The 20,964-nt window shown below is 55.3% G+C and carries 20 protein-coding genes and 1 tRNA gene; 9 read left to right on the top strand and 12 right to left on the bottom strand.

The annotated features are described in order from the left end of the window. Positions 1-8: 8 nt before the first annotated feature. The 4 genes from KO486_RS02605 to KO486_RS02590 all read right to left on the bottom strand — a co-directional run bounded on the left by KO486_RS02605 (position 9) and on the right by KO486_RS02590 (position 3,624). Positions 9-1,226, bottom strand: a complete 1,218-nt coding sequence (locus KO486_RS02605) for a DVUA0089 family protein (protein WP_216035691.1) — start codon at positions 1,224-1,226, stop codon at positions 9-11. A gap of 128 nt (positions 1,227-1,354) precedes the next feature. Then, entirely contained in the window at positions 1,355-3,208 is a 1,854-nt protein-coding gene (locus KO486_RS02600) for an ABC transporter ATP-binding protein (protein WP_216035690.1), read from the bottom strand. A gap of 133 nt (positions 3,209-3,341) precedes the next feature. Then, positions 3,342-3,467, bottom strand: coding sequence for a type B 50S ribosomal protein L36 (ykgO, locus tag KO486_RS02595; protein WP_005850168.1), 126 nt, complete (start codon positions 3,465-3,467; stop codon positions 3,342-3,344). A gap of 82 nt (positions 3,468-3,549) precedes the next feature. Next, positions 3,550-3,624: transfer RNA gene (locus tag KO486_RS02590), tRNA-Val, on the bottom strand. Positions 3,625-3,777: 153 nt separating this feature from the next. On the opposite strand from KO486_RS02590, the gene KO486_RS02585 reads away from it, so the two are divergent. Then, positions 3,778-4,662: an N-formylglutamate amidohydrolase gene (locus tag KO486_RS02585; protein WP_216035689.1), complete on the top strand. Its 885-nt coding sequence runs from the start codon at positions 3,778-3,780 to the stop codon at positions 4,660-4,662. Here the strand turns inward: KO486_RS02585 and KO486_RS02580 are convergent, their stop codons facing one another. After that, positions 4,663-5,916, bottom strand: a complete 1,254-nt coding sequence (locus tag KO486_RS02580; RefSeq protein ID WP_216035688.1) for a DNA polymerase IV — start codon at positions 5,914-5,916, stop codon at positions 4,663-4,665. It lies immediately after the preceding gene. Positions 5,917-5,979: 63 nt separating this feature from the next. Here KO486_RS02580 and KO486_RS02575 point away from each other — a divergent pair, with 63 nt between their 5' ends. Genes KO486_RS02575 through KO486_RS02565 form a run of 3 tightly spaced genes read left to right on the top strand, consistent with a single transcriptional unit; the run spans position 5,980 to position 7,653 of the window. Continuing rightward, positions 5,980-6,426 (top strand): NUDIX hydrolase, encoded by a 447-nt coding sequence (locus tag KO486_RS02575; RefSeq protein WP_252734529.1) that lies wholly within the window; start codon positions 5,980-5,982, stop codon positions 6,424-6,426. Between the two features lie 58 nt (positions 6,427-6,484). Beyond that, positions 6,485-7,378, top strand: a complete 894-nt coding sequence (locus KO486_RS02570) for an SPFH domain-containing protein (protein WP_216035687.1) — start codon at positions 6,485-6,487, stop codon at positions 7,376-7,378. Beyond that, positions 7,378-7,653, top strand: a complete 276-nt coding sequence (locus tag KO486_RS02565; RefSeq protein WP_216035686.1) for a hypothetical protein — start codon at positions 7,378-7,380, stop codon at positions 7,651-7,653. Before KO486_RS02570 ends, KO486_RS02565 begins: the two co-directional genes overlap by 1 nt. Before the next feature lie 148 nt (positions 7,654-7,801). Here KO486_RS02565 and KO486_RS02560 read toward each other — a convergent pair whose 3' ends face one another. From KO486_RS02560 to pyrF, 3 genes are all read right to left on the bottom strand, one after another. After that, entirely contained in the window at positions 7,802-8,014 is a 213-nt protein-coding gene (locus KO486_RS02560; protein ID WP_216035685.1) for an orotidine 5'-phosphate decarboxylase, read from the bottom strand. 24 nt (positions 8,015-8,038) lie between these two features. Further along, positions 8,039-8,215 (bottom strand): hypothetical protein, encoded by a 177-nt coding sequence (locus tag KO486_RS02555; protein ID WP_216035684.1) that lies wholly within the window; start codon positions 8,213-8,215, stop codon positions 8,039-8,041. 195 nt (positions 8,216-8,410) lie between these two features. Then, on the bottom strand, positions 8,411-9,112 hold the full coding sequence (pyrF, locus tag KO486_RS02550; RefSeq protein ID WP_216035683.1) for an orotidine-5'-phosphate decarboxylase: 702 nt from the start codon (positions 9,110-9,112) through the stop codon (positions 8,411-8,413). A gap of 160 nt (positions 9,113-9,272) precedes the next feature. Here pyrF and clpB point away from each other — a divergent pair, with 160 nt between their 5' ends. Next, positions 9,273-11,891, top strand: coding sequence for an ATP-dependent chaperone ClpB (clpB, locus tag KO486_RS02545; protein ID WP_216035682.1), 2,619 nt, complete (start codon positions 9,273-9,275; stop codon positions 11,889-11,891). Between the two features lie 323 nt (positions 11,892-12,214). On the opposite strand, the gene KO486_RS02540 is transcribed toward clpB, so the two are convergent. From KO486_RS02540 to KO486_RS16510, 4 genes are all read right to left on the bottom strand, one after another. Next, positions 12,215-13,066 (bottom strand): MBL fold metallo-hydrolase, encoded by an 852-nt coding sequence (locus KO486_RS02540; RefSeq protein ID WP_216035681.1) that lies wholly within the window; start codon positions 13,064-13,066, stop codon positions 12,215-12,217. Positions 13,067-13,071: 5 nt separating this feature from the next. Then, positions 13,072-13,398, bottom strand: coding sequence for a hypothetical protein (locus KO486_RS02535; RefSeq protein WP_216035680.1), 327 nt, complete (start codon positions 13,396-13,398; stop codon positions 13,072-13,074). Positions 13,399-13,524: 126 nt separating this feature from the next. Next, the gene (locus tag KO486_RS02530) at positions 13,525-14,301 is read right to left on the bottom strand and encodes an SDR family oxidoreductase (RefSeq protein ID WP_216035679.1); all 777 of its coding nucleotides are present in this window, start codon (positions 14,299-14,301) and stop codon (positions 13,525-13,527) included. Between the two features lie 93 nt (positions 14,302-14,394). Next, entirely contained in the window at positions 14,395-15,918 is a 1,524-nt protein-coding gene (locus KO486_RS16510; protein WP_216035678.1) for a hypothetical protein, read from the bottom strand. 252 nt (positions 15,919-16,170) lie between these two features. On the opposite strand from KO486_RS16510, the gene KO486_RS02520 reads away from it, so the two are divergent. The 4 genes from KO486_RS02520 to KO486_RS02505 all read left to right on the top strand — a co-directional run bounded on the left by KO486_RS02520 (position 16,171) and on the right by KO486_RS02505 (position 20,572). Continuing rightward, entirely contained in the window at positions 16,171-17,649 is a 1,479-nt protein-coding gene (locus KO486_RS02520; RefSeq protein WP_216035677.1) for an FMN-binding glutamate synthase family protein, read from the top strand. Positions 17,650-17,840: 191 nt separating this feature from the next. Next, a complete protein-coding gene (msrP, locus tag KO486_RS02515; RefSeq protein ID WP_216035676.1) occupies positions 17,841-18,746 on the top strand; it encodes a protein-methionine-sulfoxide reductase catalytic subunit MsrP in 906 nt (301 codons plus the stop codon). Then, the gene (msrQ, locus tag KO486_RS02510) at positions 18,746-19,360 is read left to right on the top strand and encodes a protein-methionine-sulfoxide reductase heme-binding subunit MsrQ (RefSeq protein WP_216035675.1); all 615 of its coding nucleotides are present in this window, start codon (positions 18,746-18,748) and stop codon (positions 19,358-19,360) included. The genes msrP and msrQ overlap by 1 nt, the downstream gene beginning before the upstream one ends. Positions 19,361-19,429: 69 nt before the next feature. Then, positions 19,430-20,572: an MFS transporter gene (locus KO486_RS02505; RefSeq protein ID WP_216035674.1), complete on the top strand. Its 1,143-nt coding sequence runs from the start codon at positions 19,430-19,432 to the stop codon at positions 20,570-20,572. Positions 20,573-20,964: the final 392 nt, after the last annotated feature.

Raw genomic sequence — 20,964 nt, 5'->3', positions numbered from 1 at the left:
GGGCTGATTTAGGGCCGTGCCGGAACGTAACGTTCAAACAGCATGCGGATCATGCCGGTTGTGCCGCTGTCTAATTGTTTAACAGCAACCGCATAGGTTCCTGGCTGCACTCGAACAGTCAGCAGTGAATCAAGTGAACCGCCGTTGTCATCGTTATAGCCAACCTGACGACCAAGATCATCGTACATGATCAGAACCGGATCACCCTGACCTTGGGCAATCGCTTCGACCAGCACCAAGCCGCCCTCAAAAACGTCAAACGAGAACCATGTCGCATCACCACCTACATTTGCGTCTTGGCGAAGGCGAGTCTGTAGCTCACCCAGTGCGGTGACAGGGTAAGACCCATCCAGAGGCGGGCTTGCGTCGCCGCGGGCATAGAGACCTACCTGGACCTCCAACGCATCATATTCCTTCGCGAGCACTGTGATTGGCACGTTTTCATCACCGTACAGATTGACCGCGACGCAATAGGTGCCTGCCTCAAGTGGCGTGGATACATCGATACGGCTGTTCAATCCGTCGAAGTCATCGTTCTCGGCAATCCAGTTCCCGCTCGCATCATAAAGCGACAGGATCGGATCAGCAGTTTCATTTTCAGCCGTCAGCGAAATGGCCATCGGAGCATCGAGTTGGAGGCTATACATGTTCTGTGCAGACCACGCATTCGCGATGGGTTCGCCAAGGGTCAGAGGCACCGCTGCGCCAAGATCGCAAGTGCCCGTGTTGTAGTTTTCGCCACCATCAGACGGGGTCCCAAAACCGGGTGTCAGGGCTTCTTGATCGACACGCGCTGCGCGCACAAATCCGGTCAAAGGGGTGCCGTCAAAGCTGCGCATTGAAGCGCAATAGGTGCCCGCAGTGAGGAATACTTCTGTGCGGCTGGCGCCTTCGCCGCCGCTGTCATCATCGGATGCGACGATATCACCAGCGGCGTTGCGCACGTCCAAAACCGTGTCACCACCGCCATTGCCCTGCGCTTCGATCCGGTAGTCGCCATCTTGGGATACCGTGAACAGACCAACGTATTCATTGCGCATCAAAACAAGAGCCATCTGTTCCACAAAGGACGGGGATATCGAAATATCTGATGAGGCCTCATCGCCGCCCAGCCATTGGCCGGATGAACCTGCGCCACCACAAAGGTTCGCATCTTGTGCGGCTGCTGGAAGTGCCGCGAGAGCAAAGAGCCCCGCCGTCAACGTCGTAGAAAGAGATCGGATCATAATATTACCTTCCGTTTGAATTGCTTGACGGCAGCGTAAGCAGAGGACGTCGACGTGGCCAGAGAAGAGTTGTGTAATTTCCAAAGAGGTCAGGGAAACCCGACCTCTTCTCAATTTGGCCGCCGGTCTTAGTCCTCGGCTCCAATGAACCCACCAGACTGGCGGTTCCAGAGCGACGCATACAGTTGGTCCGCATTCAGGAGGTCTTGGTGAGTGCCATTTTCGACAATCGTGCCGTCTTTGATCACAATGATCCGGTCCATTTCTGCAATTGTAGAAAGGCGATGGGCAATGGCAATCACGGTTTTGCCCTGCATGACGGTCTGCAACGAAGACTGGATCTCTGCTTCGACTTCGCTGTCCAACGCGCTGGTGGCTTCATCAAGGATAAGGATCGGTGCGTCTTTCATGAAAACACGCGCCAGTGCGATCCGTTGCCGTTGCCCGCCGGACAGTTTCACGCCACGTTCGCCGACGTGGGCATCGTATCCAGTGCGTCCGTTGCTGTCAGTCAGATCACAAATAAAGTCATGGGCATGGGCCCGCCGTGCGGCACTTTCAATCTGGCTTTGCATGATGTCCGGCTGCCCTAAGGCAATGTTGTCGCGCACCGAGCGGTTCAAAAGGGCGGCTTGTTGGCTCACCATACCGATGGCGTTGCGTAGGCTCTCAAGGTTGACGCTCCGCACGTCTTGGCCGTCGATCTTGATTTGCCCGTCTTCGGGTTCGTAAAACCGCAAGATTAGGTTCACGAGCGTTGATTTTCCTGCGCCAGACGGACCGACCAGTCCGATTTTTTCACCGGCTCGAATGGTCAGGTTGATCCCGTCCAGCCCGCCCTTACCTTTGCCGTAATGGTGGTGCGCGTCGTTGATGATGATTTCACCGCCCTTCATCTCAAAATCAGGGAGCGTATCGGCCGAGGGAATGGCGAGCGGTTGGCTGATGGATCGCAATGCTTCCCGAACTGAGCCGACTTGTTGGAAGATCGACCATACAGCTTCGGAAACCCAATCTGCCATCGTGGTGATCCGCAGGCTCATGGCCATGGCGGCACTCACCAAACCGATGGATGCAGCACCTTGTGACCAAAGAAAAATACCGTAGCCCACGAAACCCACAATGATCACGCCTTCTAGCCAAACAGTGATTGTGCGCATTCCGACGCTGATCTGGCGGGTCAGAAACAGCTTTTCCCGTGTCGCCTCAAGAGAGTCTTTGTGATCCTCTTCGATGTCTTTTCGGCGGGCAAACAGGCTAACAGTATCAAAGTTCGAGAACACGTCGACAACGCCCCCCAATAAAGCAGATTTTGCCGCCATGAATGTTTCCATTGAACGCACCATGCGCGGAACAATCAACGTCATTAGCGTTACATACAGCGCGAGCCATACAAACAGCGGAATAGCCAGCCGGATGTCGATCCCTGCCATAAATGTGACGACCCCGACCATATAGACCAACCCGAACGCCAAAGCGTTTAGCGCATGAAAAATGACATCACCGGCGTAGTTCCCCATGAGAACCAATCGCGATGCGGTGCGCCCCGCGAGGTCTTCTTGAAACCAACCGACGGATTGTCGGGTCAAATGATCATAGGCGCGCCAGCGAAACAGGTTGGCGGAATTACAGCTGAGGCCGAATTCGTTCACGGAATGTCGCGCGAATTGGCTCAGCGGGCGGATCAAAATTATCATCACGGCTGCAAAAATTAGGCTCCAGCCGTGGGTCTGCCAAATCTCGGCAGGTGACGTATCGGCGAGCATATCAATCAGTTTTCCCGCATAGCTGATCAACCAGACTTCCATGCTGGCGGCGAGAATGGTGACAAAGATGCTTAGGACAAGGACACTGCGCAATGGCCGCAGGTGGGATCGCAGATAGGGCCAGACCCGTGACGACGGCGTTTCTCCTGTCCCATGTACGTATGGGTCAACGAGGTTCAGAACCCGCCGTGTCACCCATTCATATGCTCCAAACATAGATCCCGCCTTTCTGCGATCTATGGTGGCGAGGTTGGGCGGGAAACTCAATGGACAGCGAAATCCGTCTGTTCAAAAGAAAAAGCCGCACCCGATTGCTCGGGCGCGGCTTTTTAAAACGATGTGGTCAGTCTTAACCTTGGCGTGCTTTGAAGCGGCGCTGAGTCTTGTTGATCACGTAAACGCGGCCTTTACGGCGCACAACGCGGCAATCGCGGTGGCGGTTTTTCAGCGACCGGAGGGAGTTGCGAACTTTCATGGTTCTATCCTTTGTCTCGCGGCGCGGTGAAAGGCGCCTTTGTTTCGTTTATGCGCTGGCACATGCAGCGCGGTTAAATCCGTGGTGGACGATACTGGGATCGAACCAGTGACCCCTTCGATGTCAACGAAGTGCTCTACCGCTGAGCTAATCATCCTTTTCCTTAACACATTCGACACGCCCTATAAACGAATAGGACGCGCTGAGCGCGCGTCGGTTGGGCGGTCTATATAAAGAGTCGGCATAGGGATCAAGGGCTTTTGGTAATTGAGCAAAATGCGTTACACTGAAAAGCGAAAGGGTGACGTTTATGGCCTCACGGGCGCCAACATCGCATGATTTGTCCTACCTGTTGCACCGCCCCAAGGCGCGGTCAACGTCGGTTGTGTTCGCGTCACCTCATTCTGGACGTAGGTATCCGGAGTCATTTATGCGCCGCACGGTGTTGAATAAGCTTGAAATCCGGTCCTCCGAAGACGCTTTTGTTGATGATTTGTTTGCTGTGGCTGTGGATCACGGTGCGCCTTTGTTGTTGTCACAGTCCCCGCGCGCCTACCTTGATTTGAACCGTGCGCCGGATGAACTGGACCCCGCCGTTATCGAAGGTGTGCGAAGATCGTCACACAACCCACGTATTTCAAGCGGGTTGGGTGTGATTCCGCGTGTGGTGTCCAACGGGCGTGCGATTTACAACGGCAAGCTGCCTTTGATTGAGGCGCATAACCGGATCGCGACAGTTTGGCGGCCCTATCATGACATGCTGCAAACCTTAATGGACGAAGCGCACAACGCCTTTGGCGAGGCGATTCTGGTTGATTGCCACTCCATGCCTCACGAAGCGCTCGAAAGTGTGTGCCCGTCAGGGGGGGCACGTCCTGATGTGGTCCTAGGGGATCGGTTCGGGGCCGCGGCCGCGTCTTCGGTGGTTGAACATATCGAAGCAGCCTTTGCGTCAGCAGGATTTAAGGTGGCGCGGAATATGCCGTTCGCAGGGGCATATATCTGTCAGCACTACGGGCGCCCGTCGCGTAGACACCACGCGGTACAGGTCGAAATAAACCGATCTCTCTATATGGATGAGGCGGCGATTAAGCCGAATTCCGACTATGAAACCTTCAAAGGGGTTCTTGCTGGAGTTATCTCTGAGCTTGCAGGCATTGGTCGCCCAGCGGCTGAGAGCCTCGCGGCGGAGTAGTCACCGCAACGCGCGACCTTTTAGAATCGCATCCTTGCCAAACTTTTCACGGATTGCATCTGCTGCACGTTCTGCCTCTGCGCGCTTACCTGCGTTCGGATCCAGAAGATCGCCTTCGCGGTCGGCGTCGTCCGCGGCGACCAGTTCGGAAATTCCAACACCTAACAGCCGGTAGGGGCCTTGATCGCCCACTTGGTCAAACAATCCGCGTGCGGTGCGGTAAATTGTGTCGGCCAGTTGTGTCGGTTGGTGCAGGCTGATCCGCTTGCTTAGTGACTTGTGGTCTGATTTCTTCAGCTTGAGCGTCACCACGCGGCCGGCTTTGTCTTTGGCCTTGGCGCGGTCAGATACCTTTTCAGCCAACCGCCAGATGTGACCATCAAGAATGTCGACATCACTGGTGTCTTCATAAAACGTCGTTTCGTTACTGAGCCCTTTGACGGGGGTATGGGCGCTGATGCGGCGGGCGTCTTCACCTCGCGCAAGGGAATAGAGCCGATCTCCCATGCCGCCGAAACGATCGTGCAGATCACGGCGGTCCCAGCGCAGCAGGTCTTCAAAGGTGCGGATGCCCGCCGCGTCTAAAGATTGTTGTGCCACGGGGCCGATACCCCAGATCAGTTTCACGGGCTTTGGCCGCAGGAATTCGGTGGTTTCAGCAGCCCCGATCACCGAAAAACCGCGCGGTTTATCAAGGTCTGATGCCACCTTTGCGAGGAATTTGTTGTGACTGAGGCCAATGGACCCCGTGATCCCGATTTCATCCGCCATGCGTTTGGTAAGCCGCGCCAGCATCACGGCAGGCGGCGCTCCGTGAAGCTTTGCGGTGCCCGACAGGTCCATAAAGGCTTCGTCCAAGGATAAGGGCTCAACCGTGGGTGTTAGTTCATCCATCAGGGCGCGGACTTGCCTTGAGACTTTGACGTATTCGTCCATGCGGCCGCGCACGACGACCGCCTCGGGGCAAAGTTTGAGCGCTTGAAACATCGGCATCGCCGAGCGGACGCCTTTGATCCGCGCGATGTAGCAGCAGGTGGAAACGACGCCGCGATGTCCGCCGCCGATGATGACGGGTTTGCCTTCCAGTTCTGGGTTGTCACGTTTTTCAACGCTGGCGTAAAAGGCATCGCAATCCATATGCGCAATCGTCAGGTCGAACAGTTCAGCGTGGCTGGTGACACGCGGCGACCGGCATGCCGGACAACGGGATCCGGCATCAAAGGTATGTAAACAGGCGCGGCAAAGGGCAGGCATGGTCCGTGAATAAAGAGCAGCACCAGTTGTGGCAAGCGTGCTAGATCAGACGCGATAACCAAGATGACAGGGCGCGTGCAGATGACGGACAGCGGGTTTCACGGAGCTAAGGCGGCAATTTTCATTGGCGATGATCTATTGATCTATCAACGGGACCGCGGTGTGATCTGGCCCGGATACTGGGATTTTCCCGGAGGTGGTCGCGAAAACGGTGAAACGCCCAAAGCCTGTTTGAAACGAGAGGTGTTTGAAGAGTTCGGGCTGATACTGCCTGAGGCTGCGATAACGTGGGGCAAAGCGGTTCCGTCGATGGTGGTGCCGGCAAACAAAGCATGGTTTTTTGCGGTTCAATTGTCAGCCGCCACGGCGAAAGACATTCGGTTCGGGGATGAAGGTCAGAGTTATGCGATCCGTCCCGTGAGCCATGTGATGAATATGCCGAATCTGGTGCCCGCCCTGCATGCGCGTCTACGGCAAATGTTGCGCGAAACGAGTGTCGCCCCTATCTAGAATGTCATACGTATTGTTATGCCCCAATTGTGGGCAGAAGACTTGGTAAGGACACTTCATGGACATCGAAAATATTATTACAGATTTGATTGGCGGCAATATCGTCCTGATCCTGCTGGCTGCATTCATTATCATCTGCATTCTGGTTGGTGTTCGCATCGTCCCGCAGTCCGAAAAATTTGTAGTGGAACGGTTTGGCCGTTTGCGCTCGGTGCTTGGGCCAGGCATCAACTTTATCGTACCTTTCTTGGACCGCGTTGCACATAAGATCTCGATCCTTGAACGTCAGCTACCCGTAATGGGCCAAGACGCGATTACATCGGACAACGTGTTGGTGCAGGTCGAAACATCCGTGTTCTACCGTATCACTGAACCTGAAAAGACAGTTTATCGTATCCGAGACGTGGACGGCGCGATTTCGACAACTGTTGCAGGTATCGTTCGTTCCGAAATCGGTAAGATGGAACTCGACCAAGTGCAGGCGAACCGCACAGGGCTGATCCTCGCTATTCAAGATCAGTTGGCCGCTCAGGTGGATGACTGGGGTATCGAAGTGACCCGAGCTGAAATTCTGGATGTGAATTTGGATGCCGCAACCCGTGCCGCTATGCTACAGCAGTTGAACGCCGAACGCGCCCGCCGTGCGCAGGTGACTGAAGCCGAAGGTATGAAGCGTGCCGTTGAGCTTCAGGCCGATGCTGAGCTTTATGCCGCGGAACAAGCCGCCAAAGCGCGCCGTGTGTCTGCAGACGCCGAAGCCTATGCAACGCAGGTCGTTGCGGTTGCGATTGCTGAGAACGGTCTTGAGGCGGCGCAGTATCAGGTTGCACTGAAACAGGTCGAAGCTGTCAACGCGATGAGCTCTTCTGCGGGGTCTAACACAGTTGTGCTCCCAGCTAGCTTGATCGAAAGCTTTGGCAACGCGTTCAACATGTTGAAAGGGCGCGGCTGATGGGTTGGCATAATGAATGGTGGATCTGGATGGTGGCCGCACTTGTGCTGGCCATCGCAGAGGTCCTGATCCCCGGTTGGATCTTTTTCGGCTTTGCCGTTGGTGGGTTCTTCCTCGGGGCGATTATCTGGCTTGGTCTTTTCACAGGGCTTTCGCTCGCGTGGTCACTGGTGGTCTTTGCAGTGCTGTCACTGGTTGCCTATGTCATCATGCGCCAGATGTTCGGTATCCGTCGCGGGCAGGTTAAAATCTGGGACCGTGATATCAATGACTGATGCGCCTTCGGCGTAGTGATATTCCCGACGAACCGTTTGACGGACAAAAAAAGGCCCCGCTCAAAAGGCGGGGCCAGTTTATCTGATCACGAGGAATTCGTGTCCGAGGGACAGTTCGGACAGAGGCAGTGACAGACGTAACTTAAATCTAGCGAACAGCGTGCAGGCCACCTTCGCGGCCAGCCAGCTTAAGGGCCTGACGGCTTAGGCTTTGACGCACGGCGGCTTCGTCCATGGTCAGTGCACCTGCAACGGAACATGGATAGCGATATGTGCGACCTTTGCGGTCGATATCTACGCGGGCCTCATAGGCGCCAGTCGTGGGGTTGTAGCGGATGTTTCCAAGCGAAATATTGGCCATTGGAATGATCTCCTGTTGTCTGGATTAGCGTGTACGTTGACGGACAGCGTGACCCAACAAGGCGCGCTTCACCTGAGATGGGTCGAGAGTCATCGGACCCTCTACGTGGCAATCGAACTTCAGAGGTCCGTCATGCGTCGGCAGGACAACAGCGCCCCGAAAGGCTTTGCCGGTGTAGTGGATTTCATGCAGTACAATCATCGTATTTCCCCTTTCGAGTAGATCAATCGAAGTGATCTTGTGTAGTTGTCTTTCGTCTACACAAGATCTGGGGATAACTTTGGTCGATATTAAGGGGAAGAAAACACACGTTTTCACCCAAGTCCGTGATTCAATGTAATAAAATACAAGCCTTGAGGATTTATCCCCTTAAAAATAAGGCGCTTACCTGTTCGCTTAAGACGCGCGGAGTTCCGCCAAAACAGCCTGTGCAGCGGCTTTTGGGTCTGGATTTTGCCAGATTGGACGCCCGACAACCACGTGATCGGCACCGTTTGCGATTGCTTGTGCGGGTGTTGTAACCCTTTTTTGGTCGCCCAGATCGGCGCCTGCGGGGCGCACGCCGGGTGTTACGATCAACTTACCTTCGGCCTCAGGAAGCGCACGAATAAGCGCCGCTTCTTGCGGAGATGCGATCACGCCGTCGGCACCATTGGACAGCGCGATGCCTGCGCGTTCTTGCACTAGATCAGTGATGTCGCCGGCCTTGATGCAGGAGGCATCCAGATCAGCGCGGTCCAACGACGTCAGGATCGTCACTGCGAGGATTTTCATATCTGTTCCGCCTTTGCCCTCGGCGGCGGCGCGAACGACGTGGGGATCACCATGCACGGTCAAGAAGTCATGGCCAAAGCGTGACAAACCCCGCACGGCGGCTTCGACGGTTGCGCCGATGTCGAACAGTTTCATATCAAGGAAGATGCGTTTGCCGAGTTCGTCAGACAACTCGTTGGCCAAGGCCAATCCACCGCCCGTCAACATTCCCAGCCCGATCTTATAAAAGGACACGTCGTCACCCAGTTTTTGAGCCAAGGCCAAGCCTTGCAGGGCATCAGGAACATCTAGGGCTACGATCAACTGGTCAGACGTGGACATCATTCTCTCCTATGATTGCCGCCGTTCTATGCGGGCTGACGGCAATCGGCAACCGATCTTGAACAGGAGCCTCGGCACCCCCATATTATGGACAAGGCCCCACACAGCCTGTGCCGCATAGCGGGCAGCAATTTTAACGGGGCGCTTTATAAGGAGAGACCATATGAACCTTGAAAAGTTCACTGAACGGTCACGCGGTTTTATTCAGGCTGCACAGACCATTGCCATGCGCGAAAGCCATCAACGGCTCGCGCCTGAACACCTACTCAAAGCCTTGTTGGACGATGATCAGGGGCTCGCTGCGAACCTGATCAATGCATCCGGCGGTGACGCCGCACTTGTGCTTCAAAACATCGACATCGCTATGGCGAAACTGCCGCAAGTGTCCGGTGACGCTGCGCAGACCTATATGGACGGCACGACCGGTAAGATTCTGGCCGAAGCCGAAAAGCTCGCTAAGAAAGCGGGCGATAGCTTTGTGCCTGTTGAACGCATTTTGATGGCGCTTGCGATGGTGAAATCCAAAGCAAAAGACGCGCTTGATGCTGGTAAGGTTACGGCTCAAGGGCTGAACGCCGCGATCAATGACATTCGCAAAGGCCGCACTGCCGACACGGCGAGTGCCGAAGAAGGCTATGACGCACTGAAGAAATACGCCCTCGATCTGACCGCACGTGCGCGTGAAGGTAAAATTGACCCGATCATTGGTCGTGACGAAGAAATTCGCCGCGCGATGCAGGTTTTGTCGCGCCGCACCAAAAACAATCCCGTTCTGATCGGTGAACCCGGTGTCGGTAAGACAGCGATCGCCGAGGGTTTGGCCCTGCGCATCGTTGATGGGGATGTGCCGGAATCCCTGCGCAACAAGAGCCTGATGTCGCTTGATATGGGCGCGCTCATCGCGGGCGCGAAATATCGTGGTGAATTTGAAGAACGCCTGAAGGCGGTGTTGAATGAAGTTGGCGAAGCCGCTGGCGAAATCATTTTGTTTATCGACGAAATGCACACGCTTGTTGGTGCTGGTAAGGGCGACGGCGCGATGGATGCCGCTAACCTGATCAAACCTGCGCTCGCACGGGGTGAACTTCACTGTATCGGTGCGACGACCTTGGATGAGTATCGCAAATACGTAGAAAAGGACGCGGCCTTGGCCCGTCGTTTCCAGCCCATCGTGGTGCAAGAACCAACCGTGGAAGACACGGTTTCCATTCTGCGTGGCATCAAAGAGAAATACGAACTCCACCACGGTGTGCGGATTTCTGATAGCGCCTTGGTAAGTGCCGCGACTCTGTCGCACCGCTATATCACGGATCGTTTCTTGCCTGATAAGGCGATTGACCTTGTTGACGAGGCGGCCAGCCGTTTGCGGATGGAAGTGGACAGCAAGCCGGAAGAACTCGACCAGCTTGACCGTCAAATCATGCAATTGCAGATCGAGGCTGAGGCCTTGCGTCTTGAGGATGACCAAGCGTCGAAAGATCGTCTTGAAACCCTTGAGGGCGAGCTTTCAAACTTGCAGGAGAAATCTGCCAGCTTGACGGCAAAATGGCAGGCTGAACGGGATAAGCTGGAAGGCGCGCGTGGGCTGAAAGAACAGCTTGATCGTGCGCGGGCTGAGTTGGACATCGCAAAACGCGAAGGCAACCTGCAAAAGGCGGGTGAGCTGTCTTATGGTGTGATCCCTGATCTGGAAAAGCAGCTTGGTGAAGCCGAAGAGCACAGCGATGAAGGGCCTCTCGTCGAAGAAGCCGTGCGTCCCGAGCAAATCGCGAGCGTGGTCGAGCGTTGGACAGGTGTGCCTGTCGCCAAAATGCTGGAAGGCGAACGCGAAAAACTGCTGCGCATGGAAGACGGGCTGCATAAGCGCGTCATCGGGCAGAACTCTGCGGTGAAAGCCGTGTCGAATGCCGTGCGTCGTGCGCGGGCTGGCTTGAACGACGAAGGGCGCCCGTTGGGTAGCTTCTTGTTCCTTGGGCCAACCGGTGTCGGTAAAACCGAGCTGACCAAAGCGGTTGCCGAGTTCCTGTTTGACGATGACAACGCCATGGTTCGGATCGATATGTCTGAATTCATGGAGAAGCACGCCGTGGCTCGTCTGATTGGTGCGCCTCCGGGGTATGTTGGGTATGAAGAAGGTGGTGTGCTGACCGAAGCGGTTCGCAGACGTCCGTATCAAGTGATCTTGTTTGACGAAGTCGAAAAGGCCCACCCCGATGTGTTTAACGTGCTGTTGCAGGTTCTCGATGATGGTGTTCTGACCGACGGTCAGGGGCGCACTGTGGATTTCAAGCAAACGCTTATTATCCTGACGTCCAACCTTGGGTCACAAGCGCTAAGCCAGTTGCCCGAAGGGTCTGATGCCAGCGACGCCAAGCGCGATGTGATGGATGCGGTGCGGGCTCACTTCAGGCCCGAGTTCCTCAACCGTCTGGACGAAACCGTTATCTTTGATCGTCTTGCACGGGATGACATGGACGGGATCGTTGATATCCAGATGGCACGTCTGCTCAAGCGGTTGGCGGCTCGCAAGATCACGCTTGATCTTGATGATGGCGCTCGCAAATGGCTGGCGGACGAAGGCTATGACCCTGTGTTCGGGGCGCGGCCTTTGAAGCGGGTGATCCAACGTGCGTTGCAGGACCCATTGGCAGAAATGCTGCTGGCGGGTGATGTGAAGGACGGAAACACTGTTTCGGTTTCCGCCGGGGCTGACGGGCTTTTGGTTGGCGATCGCGTTAGTGAATCCAACCGTCCAAAGCCGGATGATGCTGTGGTTCACTAACCGCAGGCATGTAAGCGCGATAACAAGAGCCCCTCAGCTTTGCTGGGGGGCTTTTTACATTTTAGGCAAGTGGTAAGGCTGGCAGCCACCGATGCGAGCATATCCCACGAGTGTGCAGGCCGCGCGTTTTGTAGTTCCGAAATGCTGTGCTAGGGTCAAAGGATGGATGGAACCACCCTTATATTCTATGCTGTTGTTTGCGGGGTCTTGAGCGTCGTTGCGCCTAAATTCCCAGGCTTTTCAGTCCGTCTCGGTGTGGGCGCAGTTGTGGGCATATTGGCGGCGAGTGTACTTCCTTACATCCAGAGTATGATAAACGGGTATTAGGCCGTCAGGGTGATCCCGTCGATGCCGATCTGAAACCGCCCGTTGAAATGCTTGCGAATTTCTTCGACCCAGTGGGCTTCAGTAAAGTCAGGATCACCGTCCGGAACCATATGGGTCAGCGCGAGTTGTTTGACGCCCGCGTCCCGCGCGATGCGGCCTACGTCTTCGGCGCTGGTGTGGCTGCGTAGTATGTGGGTTCGAAGACGATCGTCGCCATTGGTCATCCGAGCCACGAGGGCTTCGACCCCATCGATCAACATGGCTTCATGGACAAGGATGTCAGCGCCGTTCGCGAAATCGATCATCTCGGGCATGAAGGCTGTGTCACCCGATACAACAATGCGCTTGTCTGCGTGGTCAAACCGTAGGGCATAGGTGTCATGGATCGGCGGGTGAATATTGCGCATCGCGTGCAGGGACACGCCGCCAATTGCGGCTGGGCCTTCCGTGAGCACTTCGATCTCGGCCAAGGGCGCGAGAGGGCAGCGGCCCTCATCGTCTTGGCGAAGTTCGATGTCGAAAGCCATCGAAGACAAAAAACCGTCCCAATAGGCCTGCAAACCCTCTGGGCCGATAACGCGAATGGGGCGGTTCAGCCCCGCAGTCCACGCGGTGTGAAAGAAGGGCCCAAGTTCGAGGTAGTGGTCCGAATGCAGGTGGGTGATGACAATACAATCAATCCCCGTTAGCGCCACGCCAGCATCACAAATTCCACGTGTACAGCCGAGCCCCGCATCCACCAGAATAGTCTGCCCGCCCATGTGTAACAGATTGGACGTCGGCATGTTTGAGCCAGGCCGAATGGCGGGGCCGCCTTTTACACCCATCAAGGTGATAGACGATGTCATTGCGGTCAAATTAGCGACTTTCCAGCGATCTTGGCGGTGCGGAGTGGCAAAGCATTTTGTAACACGCTGACCGAGATCGGCCCATTGGCATGCAATGCGGCCTGCAAATCCATCATCGACCGTCTAACGGGGCTTGGACCTGAGGTCGGATTGGGAGTTGGGGTCGCACGCTGGTGCTGTTGATCGGCGCGGGTCAGCGTTCCAAGCGGATCGATGCCGCCGTCTCTTGGAGGTTGAGGCGCGTCACGCCTGTGCACACGCTTGAAACGGGTCAACAGCTTTTTGGGCTCAACCTCAGTTTCATATTTGTCTGCTTTAAAAAGACGATTCATTGCGTCTCCAGTGCTGCGTTACCGATTTTGGTTCACAGCTCACAATGAACGACAAATCTGCCATGAATGGGGTGATTTTAAAGCACAATAGTGCAAAAAACTGGCAATGTGTGGTGTTCGTACACCTTATTTGGCCGTTTCATCCGCAGTTTGGGCAGTATTTCTTAACGACGGAAGCCCGACGCCGGTCGCTTCGAACCCACCATCAACGGCGATTGTCTGGCCCGTCATATAGCTGGCCTTGTCGGAGACCAGAAAGGCGATGACTTCGCCGATCTCATTTTCGGTGCCGTAGCGGTTCAGCGGGATTGCATCGTGATAAGCGTCGATGATGTCTTGTGAATGAACGGCCATCGCGAGTTTCGTACGCACGGGGCCGGGGCAAATCGTATTGGCGCGGACACCAAATTCACCGAGTTCTGCCGCTTGCTGGAGCGTCAGTTGGATGACCGCCGCCTTGGACGTGCCATAGGCGACGCGCAGGGTTGACGCGCGTAGGCCTGAAATGCTGGCGATATTTACGATCGCGCCTTTGGTTTCCTTCAATGCTGGAATAGCCGCTTGCGAACACAGAAACACACCGTCCAGATTGGTGTCCATGACCGTCTTCCAACGGGCGAAATCCGTGTCTTCCATCGGCCCGAAATCGGCAACACCGGCGTTGTTGATCAGAGCATCGATGCGCCCGAAATGGCGGAGAGTTTCAGTGACCATACCGTCAACGGCAACGGGGTCTGACACATCGCAATCAATGCCATGGACATTGGTTCGAGAATTGATGGCATCGGCCAAAGCACCACCGTCGCGGTCGATCATCGCGACCTGCCAGCCTTGCGACAAAAGGATGTCGGTGGTTGCTAGCCCAATGCCACGCGCGGCGCCTGTGATAATTGCTGTTTTCATAAGGCGGACCTTGCCGCGCTGCAGTGCAAAAGAAAAGCCCCACCGCAAAGAACTTACGGTGGGGCCAATTATTGGTGTCTTGATGTGGTCAGCTTAGCCAACCACGAGGATGTCATCGGGAACATAGATGAAGTCGCTCAAGCTCAGGTCCCCGAGTGCTATTCCTTCGAGCGTGACTTGGCCGCTGCCGCTTAGGTTCAAGACAACGTCTGATCCGGTTTGGCTTGCGATAGCGGCTGCATCCGCGTCCGAGATTGGGCCGTAGGCAGTAAAGTCGATCTGGTCGATGCCGACTTCAAAGTCCGTGATGACGTCATAGTTGACGGTTCCCTCAAAGATGAACACATCCGCGCCCGCGCCACCGGTCAACTCATCGTTGCCCATTCCGCCATTGAGGATGTCCTCACCGTCACCGCCATTGAGTCGGTCACCTTGATTGCCGCCAAACAGCTCATCATTGCCGGAGCCACCGGTCATAACGTCATTCCCGCGGCCACCGTAGATTTCGTCGTTACCGGAGTTGCCATTCAGGCGGTCATCACTGACCCCGCCGTCAATATAGTCATCCCCAGCACCTCCATTGATACGGTCTTGACCGTGATCGCCGTAAAGAACGTCATCGTACGTGCCGCCATCGATATTATCGTTGCCAGAACCGCCATAGATCAGGTCCGCGCCTTCGTCCCCGTTGATGGTATCATTGCCATTACCACCGTAGATCTCATCAGACTGTTCCCCGCCCGAAATGTTGTCAGACTGCTTTCCGCCGTCGATGTAATCTTCGCCTTTGCCGCCTTGGATGATGTCGCCACCTTTGCCGCCAAAGATACTGTCATCATCGGAGTTTCCGTTCAAGCGATCCAGTCCTGTGCCGCCAAACAGCACGTCGTTACCGTCACCGCCCCACGCGTTGTCGTTCCCGTCACCAAGATCGATCTCGTCATCGTCTTGACCGCCATCAATCGCGTCATTTCCCGCGCCACCCGTCAACGTATCGTCGCCCGCGCCACCGTTGATCGTGTCGCGACCGCCAAGGCCGTCAATAACGTCATCACTTTCTGTTCCGGTCAACGTGTCGTCGCCCTCTGTCGGAACGTCGATGGGAAGTAAGCCAACGCTACCGGGTGTCGGCGCGCCAATCGATGTGGATCCGTCTTCCAACGAAACCGAAACGGACTGACCTTCAGCGGCTCCGCTTTGGATGTAAACGCTCTGCGCATAGATATCGTTTCCACCGATGGTGTAGCTGCTGCCGCCGGACAAAGCACCGTCCTCTGAGCCGCCAAAGAAGTGGATATAGCTTAGATAAACTGCACCTGCTGGTATAGGACCATAGACCGCTTCAAAATCGTTCTGCGAAATCGGGGCCGGTGGCTCAAAGACCTCTGCGTCGAAGTCAGGAAGGGAGGGAACCAAGACAATCGTCGCGCCTGCTGGAATATCGATGCCGTCGTCAAATCCACCGTCAAAATACTCCGGCAGGAAGTCTGCGTTTCCGACAAAAAAATCATCAGTCGAAACGCTCTCCGTCCCCGTGTTTGTAATTTCGATATACTCGTAGCCAGTCGCACCGGGGTTATACATTACTTCGGTAATGCGAAGATCGTCTGCAGACATAAAGTCCTCCAAAAAACGTTACAACGCGCCAATGGCGCGCATTCAAGTCATGCTCTGAAGTCCCCAAGTGTGCGTCTTTCTAGACGCCAACTGTGCCTTATTGTTGACAAATTTCGGCCAGTCTTTCGCCACAGAGTAGAGCGTCGTTTACACTTGGGAAAGCAAAAGTTCCCAATTGCGTGAAGTGGTTGACCGATTGCTAGCCAATCTATTGTCTGTGATCTAACTGTTTCCAAAAATAGGCGGTTCTCAATGTTTTCCACTTTCTCAATGTCCGTTTTTGAAGGTCTCGCTGTGACTTTCATCCTCTTTATCGGCGCCGCCATTCTCTTGATTCTGGTGCTGGGTATCATCGACCGCACCCAAACCGAGGATGCGATCCGGCGCAATTATCCCGTGGTCGGCAGGTTCCGCTATTTGTTCTCGGCGCTGGGTGAATTTTTCCGCCAGTACTTCTTTGCCATGGACCGCGAAGAGCTGCCGTTCAATCGCGCGCAACGCGACTGGGTAAAACACACAGCGGACGGGGGTAGTAGTACCTTGGCCTTCGGATCGACCCGCAATCTGTCGGTGCCTGGGACGCCCATCTTTACCAATGCCGCATTTCCGCCTTTGGACAATCAATTCGCCAGCACCGAAAAGCTGGTCATCGGACCGGACACACGCGCGCCCTATGAGGCAAAGTCAATCTTCAATCTGTCGGGTATGTCCTATGGCGCGATCTCGAAACCTGCCGTGCAGGCGTTGTCCAAAGGGTGCGCGGCTGCGGGCATCTGGATGAATACGGGCGAGGGCGGGTTGTCACCCTATCACTTGGAAGGCGGTTGCGACATTGTTTTTCAGATGGGCACGGCGAAGTTCGGCGTGCGAGATGCGGCTGGCGCATTGGATGATGAGAAGCTGCGTAAAATAGCGGAAACACCACAAGTCAAAATGATCGAGATAAAGCTCGCGCAGGGGGCCAAACCTGGCAAGGGCGGGATTCTTCCAGCTGCCAAGATCAGCGCCGAAATCGCTGAGATCCGTGGCCTTCCAAGGGGTAAAGACGGCATAAGCCCGAACCGCCATGCAGAAGTGGACGACTGGGATGATCTGCTCGATTTCATCGCCCACGTCCGCGAAGTGTCGGGCCTGCCGACGGGGATCAAAACCGTTCTGGGCTCAGAGGCCGCTATGGCAGAGTTCTTTGACGTGATCGTGGCGCGGGGGGCTAAGTCCGCACCTGATTTCATCACGCTTGATGGGGGAGAAGGTGGCACAGGGGCCGCGCCTATGCCGCTGATGGATTTGGTCGGCGTTTCGATCCGCGAAGCCCTGCCCTTGGTGACGGCGCTGCGCAATGACCGTGGCCTCAAGGATCGTATCCGCGTGGTGGCTTCGGGCAAACTGGTCAACCCGGGCGACATTGCCTGGGCCCTTTGTGCAGGCGCGGATTTTGTGACGTCAGCGCGAGGGTTCATGTTTAGCCTTGGATGCATCCAGGCTCTAAAGTGTAACAAGAATACATGCCCAACAGGAATCACCACGCATGATCCCCGCTTCCAAAAAGGTCTTGTTCCAGAAGAAAAATGGGAACGTGTCGCGGGCTACGCCAAAGGTATCGTCAAAGAGGTCGAAATCATCGCGCATTCGGTAGGTGTTCCCGAACCGCGCAAGATGCGGCGCGACCACGTGCGGATCGTTCAGCCTGATGGGACCAGCATTCCGCTTTCGTCGCTATACCCCTCTTAACCCTGCCTTTGTTTCATAAATACCTCGGGGGTGCGGGGGCTGGCCCCCGCCGGATCGGATTTGCGTAGCAAATTCGACGGTCCGTATTTTCAAACGTTACAGTTTCCCCGCGCAGATGTGAGGCGGCTTTTAGTGACCTGTGATCACTCTTCCTTATATAGAGAGCGAAACTTGAAACGGAGAACGCCCCAATGGCCCACCGCTGGACGAACACTTACACTGCGAACGACGTCACACCGAAAAACGTCTGGATGAACCGCCGCTCCGTTTTGGCGGGGATGACAGGGCTCGCTGCGGCGGGTGGTCTTGCAGGGGCGGCGGCCGCGCAGCAGGCCCCGCTTGAACCAAACACGTTGGAAGAAATAACCAGCTACAATAACTTCTATGAATTCGGCACGGGCAAAGATGATCCATCCAAGAATTCCGGCGACATGATCACAGATCCTTGGGAAGTCACGATCGACGGCATGGTCGAAAATCCCGGCACCTTTTCTTTGCAGGACTTGATTGCCGATATGACCATGGAAGAGCGCATCTACCGTTTCCGCTGCGTTGAAGCGTGGTCGATGGTTGTGCCTTGGAATGGGTTTGAACTGGCAGACCTGCTGGAAAAGGCTGGCGTTCAGTCCGGTGCGACCCATGTTGCGTTTGAAACCGCCGTGATGCCCGAAGTTATGCCCGGTGTGCGCAACCGTGTGATCGATTTCCCCTATGTCGAAGGGCTGCGTTTGGACGAAGCGATGCATCCGCTGACGCTGATGGCGACGGGCATCTATGGCGAACCTTTGGCCAATCAAAACGGCGCACCGATCCGTTTGGTGGTTCCGTGGAAATATGGGTTCAAGTCGATCAAATCCATTGTGCGGATCACTTTGACGGATGAACAACCGAAAGCCACATGGAACGACATCAACGCACGCGAGTACGGCTTCTATAGTAATGTGAACCCAGAGGTGGATCACCCGCGTTGGTCCCAAGCCTCTGAGCGGATGATCGGCGGCGGGCTGTTTGCATCGCGCCAGGACACACTGATGTTCAACGGCTACCCCGAAGTTGCCAGCCTTTATGCAGGCATGGATTTGAGCGTAGATTTCTAATGATCGACACCCTCAACACCGCCGCCCGTAAAGTTCCCGCTTGGGTGCTCTACATCTTGCTGACTCTGCCGATCCCGTTTCTGTTTTACAGTGCGGCGACGGGCGGGATGGGGGTTGAGCCGATCAACGCCCTAGAGCGAGAGATGGGCGAGCTGTCGTTGAAGCTGATTATCTTTGGCCTGCTTATTACGCCTTTGCGCAAATACCTGAAGCTGAACCTGCTAAAGTTTCGCCGTGCCATTGGTGTCATGGCGTTTGTCTATGTCGCCGTGCATCTGGGCATTTGGGTGGTCTTGGATATGTCGCTGCGGTTTGACCAAATGTGGAGCGATATCTGGAAACGTCCTTATATCACCATCGGCATGGTCGCATTCATCGCGATGATCCCGTTGGCGGTGACATCTAACAACCTGTCGGTTCGCAAGATGGGGGGAATGGCGTGGCGCAAGTTGCACAAACTCGTCTATCCCATCGCGGTCCTTGGGGCGGTGCACTTTATTATGGTACAAAAGGTGTGGGAGGTTGAACCTATGGTTTATCTTGCGGTTGTCGTCGCCCTTATCGGGACCCGTTATGTTCCGAGCATCAAAGCTCGGTTGTCGGCAAGCGTTTAGGCCGTCGGTCTTTCAATCTTGAAATGTGAATTGACTGGTGTTCGCATCGGCGGCTGTTAGCGTCCGCTCATGGATACTCGCACGACTCAAAAAGCCACGCTTCTTATCATGGCATTGTTCTTCCTTCAGCCAATGGCCTTTGGCGCGTGGCTGGCGTTGATCCCCTATATAAAGGAAACGCTTGGGCTGTCGAAATCCGACCTTGCCCTAGCATTACTTGGGATGCCGATTGCACTGATCCCGACGCTACAGCTGGCCAGTCGGATCGTCGCCAAGATCGGGCCACGCAAAACGTTCGCTCTTATGTTGCCGATTCAGGCAGCGGCGGTGCTTTTGCCGTTTATGGCAAGCGGCGTGGTCGGCTTGTTTCTGGCCTTGGCAGTGCTGGGCGCATTTGTGGCGTTTCTTGAAGTCGCAATGAACACCTACGCCGGACGGCTCGAGAAATCCGCAGACCTGCACATCATGTCCAGATGCCATGGCTTTTGGGCCTTGGGTGTCATGGCGGGATCATTGCTCGCGACTGTGTTGATTGTCTTTGGACCGGCCTTGGGTGTTTTCCTTGTCGCCGCAACATCGGCAATGATCGGTGTATGGGCCGGCTTAAGCCTGCCGCGACTCTTGGGCGAAGAAGACAACGCATCCGTAAAACCCCAACGGCTTAGAGAAATGCCAAAGGCGCTCTTCGTGATCTCTCTCTTTGTATTGTGCGTGACCATGGTCGAAGGCGCGATGTCGGATTGGGCTGCGGTTTACCTAGCTGAACGCTGGGGGGGGATGCCCGAGGATGCGGGCATTGCGGTATCCATCTTCGCGGGGTTCTTGGCCGCAGGGCGGTTTGCTGGTGATGCGTTGCGACGGAGGTATGGCGCGCGGGCCATCGCACGACTAACTGTGGGCTTGGCGATTGCGGGAATAGCATGCCTGACATTGCCCTTTGGTGTGGCGGCTATGTTTGTAGGCTTCGCCTTGATCGGGCTTGGGGTGTCGGTGGCCTTTCCATTGGGTATCTCTGCAGCGGCGGGGTTGGACAATACACATGAAGCACAGAACATCGCGACCATGGCGATGATCGGAATCTCCGGTTTTCTGATCGGACCGCCCCTAATTGGCTTCGTGGCCGAGTCGTTTTCACTTCGCGCTGCTTTTATGTGCCTCTTTCCGGGGCTGATCCTATCTTTTTGGCTGTCGCGGATCTTTTCTATGGGATGAATCGGCGCCTTAGACGGTGTGCATCAGGAAATTTTCAGCGATTCAGTGAGTCAGGGCGCGAGTCGTTTCACTGATTTGCGCGAGTCAGTGCCAAAATCAGCCGAACGTAGGGTGCGATTCAGGGGGAGTCTCAGTCGAACTTGTGTACACCTCTGTGGATAACGCAGCATCTAGTGTTAGCGCCCCAAGAGCGAAGGTAACAAAATTACGAATGACCTAGGGTCGAAAGCAGCTTTCGACAATCAAGGCTTTGAAATTCAACGAAAAACGAGAAAATGACAGAAATATGAATTTTCTCCAAAAAAGGGGTTGCGGGTTTTGTTCACTGACCGTAGAACCCCCTTCATCAGCAACGCAGCAAGCGGCGCTGGACGCGGAACGGACCGAAGCGG

This window comes from Octadecabacter sp. B2R22 (genome assembly GCF_018861045.1).
GTDB lineage: Bacteria > Pseudomonadota > Alphaproteobacteria > Rhodobacterales > Rhodobacteraceae > Octadecabacter.
The sequence above is the reverse complement of the archived record's forward strand: the minus strand, read 5'-3'. Positions and strand labels throughout refer to the sequence as shown.